This is a genomic window from Bradyrhizobium sp. PRIMUS42, from assembly GCF_023006515.1.
Taxonomy (GTDB): Bacteria; Pseudomonadota; Alphaproteobacteria; order Rhizobiales; family Xanthobacteraceae; genus Bradyrhizobium.
On record NZ_JALBGZ010000526.1, the window covers coordinates 1 to 4,509 of the forward strand.

Here is a 4,509-nt window from a genome sequence, read left to right on the forward strand (position 1 = left end):
ATCGCAGCGTCGGCCCAGGCGAGGCCGCCGCCGGAGAACATTGCGTAGGACAGATTTGCCGAGGGACCGAAGCGCGCGACGCGCACGTCGAGGCCATGCGCTCGAATGGCGCTGACCGGCACCAGCGCGACGCGCATCGTCAGATCGAGATCCTCCCGCACCCAGGTCGCGGTTGCAGCCAGCGCCTCGCGGGCAGGTCCGAGATCGTGAGGCGCGACCGCAAAGCTGGCGCCGTCGCCGCCAAACACGAAGGGGAATTCGCGTCCCTCCAGCGCGTTCGTCACCGCCGCGATCACGGCGGCGCCGGCCATATTCACCGCCTTGTAGCGCTGTGCCGCGATCGCCTTGGTGGAATCGACGATATCGGCAACGCCGATACTCCAGTCGTCCGGCAGCGGCGCATAGAGCGCAGGGTCCATCAGGCTGGTGAAGCCGCGGAAGACGGGAATGCCGCCATAGAAGGATTCGCCTGAGGTCATCGGGGATGCTGGATGGTTGGAATGCGAAACAAATACGGGGCAGAATCGATCCGGGTTCGCCGGCCGGCGGCCCCTTTCGATCATTGGCCGAAACAGGCCCGAACAACAAGATGCGACCGCGTTGCAATCCTGCAGCGGAGTCATTGATCGGCATCAAACGACCGGCCGGGGAGTGCGGCTATCGTTGCTCGGCTCCAAGGGTTGCATGGGATGATCGCGGTGTCCGATTTCGGCAACAAGGACTCCACCTCTCCGGTCCGCCGGCGCACCGGCATCGACCCGGTCAGCGCAGTTAAGCTGCCCGAAAGACTGACGGAGGCCGTCGATGCCTGGGCCGAAGCCCACCGCCTGACCCGCTCGGATGCAATCTGCAAGCTGATCGAGCTGGGTCTGAAGATCGCGCCGCCGGTCCCCGCGACGGGGCACTCGATCGCCTCGGACGCCACCAGGATCGAAGAGATCGCGGTCCACGAGATTGAGGCACTGCTCGATCCCGCATTGCCGGCCGACGAACGCGAGCGTCGCATCCGCCGGCTCATCGAAGGGCCGCCGGAATTTTCACACGAACGAGTTGACCTGCCGAAGGACTTGCCGAAGCACCGGTCCTGAGCAAGCTAGTGCAGCTTCTCGTCCTGACGCTTGCGCAGGCTATCGAGAGAGGCGTCGTGGCAGCCGACCAGGCGCACGAATTGCTGCGGGTACATTTCATGGCCGTGACCGCCGGAATTCTGATGCGTCATCGGCGGGCAGTGGACATCATCCAGCTTCGCACAGGATTGCTCCGTCCGGCCCTGATTTGAAGCGGTCATGTTTGGAATGGCCATGGACTGCTCCCTGTCGATTAGGGCAGATCGATTGACGTAACCCAATCGATTGCGGGGCATCTTACGACCAAATCCGGCTGAATGTCATTGTGCCGGATCAACGCAATTATGATCGCAGGGTTCCGCTTATGCCGTATTCCCGGCATCGACCGTGAACACGGTCCCGGTGACATTGCGGCCGCCCTCGCCGAGCAGGTATTCCACCATGCGCGCGACGTCATCCGTCTCCGGCAGGCGGCGCAGCGCGCTGCGCCCGGCGATGCGCTTGCGCCCCTCGTCGGAAAGATTGTGCGTGAGTTCGGTGTCGATGAAGCCGGGCGCGATCGCGTTCACGGTGATGCCGACCTTGCCGACCTCGCGCGCCAGCGAACGGGTGAAACCGGTGGCAGCGGCCTTGGTCGCGCCATAGACAGACAGGCCGTTATAGCCGGTCGTCGCAATGATCGAGGAAATGTTGATGATGCGGCCGGCGCCGTCCGCCATCATCTGGCGCGCGACATATTTGGTGAGGACGATCGGCGACAGCACGTTGAGCTGCACCAGCGCCTCGATCTCGGAATTATGCATGGTGGCGAGCAGGCCTTCGGTGCCGAGGCCGGCATTGTTGACGAGGCCGTAGACCGGGCCGAATTCGTCGCGCACCAGTTTTGCAAAAGCCGGAATCGCGTCGATCACGGCGAGGTCGCAGGCGCGGAAATGCAGCCGCCCGTCGGACCCGGCAATCGCAGCCTTAAGCTCTTCGCTCTCACGCCGCGCCGCCGCGATCACGTTGTAACCGGCGCCAGCGAGGCGTCTGCCGATCGAAAGACCAATACCGCGACTGCCGCCAGTGACGAGAACGTTATTATGCATCGGTTCGCGCCAATTTTCCGGCCGGGGTGACATCGAGCGCCTCGACGAAGCGGATCACCGCCGGCACCTTGTGCGAGGCAAGCTGCGCGCGGCACCGATCCAGGATCTGGTCGCGGATCTCTTTCGCACGCGCGGGATCGGCGCCGTCCGCGAGGATCACGTCGGCAACCACGATGCCGCCGGTGATCGGGCTCTTCCGCGACTTGGCCCGAGACATCCGCACGTCGGGATGGCGGTTGATCACCGCCTCGATCTCTTCGGGGTGGACCTTCAGCCCACCGATATTGATGATGCCGCCGCGGCGGCCGACAAAATAGTAGCGCTCACCGCGCAGCTCGACGATGTCGCCGCTGTCGACAAATCCGTCGTCATCGGTGAGCGCGGCGGCATTGCGGCCGACATAGGCATGCGCGGTGCGCGTCGAACGGATACGGAGCGAGCCGTCGACCACTTTCATCTCGACACCGTTGCGATTGCCGAGATAGTCGGCCGGAAAGCCTTCGAGCCCGTCATTCACGGCGAAGCCGACACCGGCTTCGGTGGAGGCATAGGCATGACCGACAGAGGAATTGGGAAATGCCGCCTTCAGGCCGTCGAGCACCGCCTGGTCGGCGATTTCACCGGAGAGGCGGACGTAGCGAGGGGCGAATTGCGTCGCCGAACCGCTCATCAGGAGCTTGCGCCAATGCGAAGGCGTGCCGGAGATGTGCGAGACGTCACGCGCCTTCAGCCGCGTGACGTGATCACCGAGCGCCTCATGCGGGTCCGACAGCACCATCGAGCCGCCGGAGAGAACGGCGCGAAGGAAGATTTGTAGGCCGCCGTAGCGGCGAATGTCGTAGAATGTCGCCCACACCGGCGCCGGTCCGCGCGCGGGGCCTTCGGCGACGATCGCCCCGGTGAGCGCCTCCAGTGTATGGCCCGCGATTTTCGGTACGCCCGACGTGCCCGAGGTGAGCATCAGCCATTCCGTGGCGCGTTCGGACTTGACCGGCGCGGTGGCTTCAAGCGGCAAGTGTGCGGTGACGACGAGCGCGATGCCCGTGTCGGCCCAGCGGTCGGGCTCGTCGGTGACGACGGCGTCAATCTCGGCATCCGCGATCAGCGCGTCGAGATGTGCCCGGTTGAGATCGGGTGGACACAGCAGCATGCGACGAGCGATGCCGTCGAGCTCGATCATGGCAAGGCCGGAGCGAAGCTGGTCGGATAGCTTGAGCAGCACGGCGCGGCCCGACAATTCGCGCAGGCGGCCGCCCAGAACCGTCTGCGACAGGATCTCGGTCAGCGACACGACATCGTGCGCATCGGAGATCGTGCGGCCCTTCAGCTCCGCGCCGAGATGGTCGCGGAGCGCAAAGATCTCACGCGGGGACATTTTCGTAGGCCCGCACGAAATCGCCCACCGTGGCGGGGAATGCTGCGTCCTCGGAAATGGTGAAGGGGTCGACCCCGGTGTCGTCTTCGAGACGCGCGACCAGAATGGCGAATGCTAGCGAGTCGAAGCCCGTCTCGTGCAGGGACAGATCGTCCGAAAGAGCGGGAAGCGTGACGTGCTGCTCCTTGGCGATCTGCTGGATCGCCTCAATGACCTTAGACCTTACCGACATGGCTGGCTCGCTTTGTTATCGTTGGTGTTGCGGCGGCTCTTGCTGGCCGCCTCCCCATGGCCGCTTGTTTACCCGAGAGAAGTAAATGGCTTCTTGGACAATTCAGATAAAATTGGACCTATCTGCCGATTTTGACACGATCTATAGCCTGATCGAGCCGTCCAGGATTCGCGCGTAGGCCGCGGCGTCCAGCGGGACGTAGGCCCCGGATCTCGAATCCACCATGAACAGCGGATCGGAGATCCTGGCGGGATCGAAGCCTTCTCGAACGAGATCGCCCTTCTTCTGCTTGAACGTCTCGGTCGCATCGATCTCGCAGGAGATGCGGATGAAAACCGGGCATGCATAGGCCGGCAGGCGCTGCGCGAGATGTGCGGGCAACGCGGCAATGTCAAAACCCTCGTTGACGACGATCGCACTCATGCCGGCGCGGCCGTCGGTGCCGGAAATGCTGACGCCGTATGTGGTCGCATCGACCACGCCGGTGAAGTCTCGCATTGCGTCGTTCACCTCCGAGGTCGCGACGTTCTCGCCTTTCCAGCGGAAAGTGTCCCCGATGCGATCGACGAAATGGAAGAAGCCCTTGTCGTCGATCCGCATCAGATCGCCGGTGCGGAACCAGGCATCGCCCCTGGCAAAGACATCGCGAAGAATCTTCTTCTCGGTCTCGCCGGCGTCGGTGTAGCCCTCGAAGCGGCCGCCGCCCTCATCGGCGGCGCCGATGCGGCCGATGGCTTCGCCGGCCTC

At 64.0% G+C, this 4,509-nt stretch carries 6 protein-coding genes and 1 pseudogene; 1 reads left to right on the forward strand and 6 read right to left on the reverse strand.

Annotated elements, in window-relative coordinates:
- On the reverse strand, positions 1 to 479 hold a 479-nt coding region (locus MOV75_RS28415; protein WP_247007002.1), incomplete at its 3' end, for a DUF3095 family protein.
- Positions 480 to 689: 210 nt separating this feature from the next.
- On the opposite strand from MOV75_RS28415, the gene MOV75_RS28420 reads away from it, so the two are divergent.
- Positions 690 to 1,088 (forward strand): hypothetical protein, encoded by a 399-nt coding sequence (locus MOV75_RS28420; RefSeq protein WP_246919013.1) that lies wholly within the window; start codon positions 690 to 692, stop codon positions 1,086 to 1,088.
- Positions 1,089 to 1,093: 5 nt separating this feature from the next.
- On the opposite strand, the gene MOV75_RS28425 is transcribed toward MOV75_RS28420, so the two are convergent.
- The 5 genes and pseudogenes from MOV75_RS28425 to MOV75_RS28445 all read right to left on the reverse strand — a co-directional run.
- On the reverse strand, positions 1,094 to 1,303 hold the full coding sequence (locus tag MOV75_RS28425; protein ID WP_246919012.1) for a hypothetical protein: 210 nt from the start codon (positions 1,301 to 1,303) through the stop codon (positions 1,094 to 1,096).
- A gap of 126 nt (positions 1,304 to 1,429) precedes the next feature.
- Positions 1,430 to 2,155, reverse strand: coding sequence for an SDR family NAD(P)-dependent oxidoreductase (locus MOV75_RS28430; protein ID WP_246919011.1), 726 nt, complete (start codon positions 2,153 to 2,155; stop codon positions 1,430 to 1,432).
- Positions 2,148 to 3,530, reverse strand: a complete 1,383-nt coding sequence (locus tag MOV75_RS28435; protein ID WP_247007003.1) for a class I adenylate-forming enzyme family protein — start codon at positions 3,528 to 3,530, stop codon at positions 2,148 to 2,150. Before MOV75_RS28435 ends, MOV75_RS28430 begins: the two co-directional genes overlap by 8 nt.
- A complete protein-coding gene (locus MOV75_RS28440) occupies positions 3,517 to 3,762 on the reverse strand; it encodes an acyl carrier protein (RefSeq protein WP_246919009.1) in 246 nt (81 codons plus the stop codon). The genes MOV75_RS28435 and MOV75_RS28440 overlap by 14 nt, the downstream gene beginning before the upstream one ends.
- A 141-nt stretch (positions 3,763 to 3,903) precedes the next feature.
- Positions 3,904 to 4,509: pseudogene (locus tag MOV75_RS28445) on the reverse strand (AMP-binding protein); the annotation flags it as partial.

Coding starts and splice junctions, on each gene's coding strand:
- MOV75_RS28420 (WP_246919013.1), top strand. CDS start 690: ATGATCGCGGTGTCCGATTTCGGCAACAAGGACTCCACCTCTCCGGTC.
- MOV75_RS28425 (WP_246919012.1), bottom strand. CDS start 1,303: ATGGCCATTCCAAACATGACCGCTTCAAATCAGGGCCGGACGGAGCAA.
- MOV75_RS28430 (WP_246919011.1), bottom strand. CDS start 2,155: ATGCATAATAACGTTCTCGTCACTGGCGGCAGTCGCGGTATTGGTCTT.
- MOV75_RS28435 (WP_247007003.1), bottom strand. CDS start 3,530: ATGTCCCCGCGTGAGATCTTTGCGCTCCGCGACCATCTCGGCGCGGAG.
- MOV75_RS28440 (WP_246919009.1), bottom strand. CDS start 3,762: ATGTCGGTAAGGTCTAAGGTCATTGAGGCGATCCAGCAGATCGCCAAG.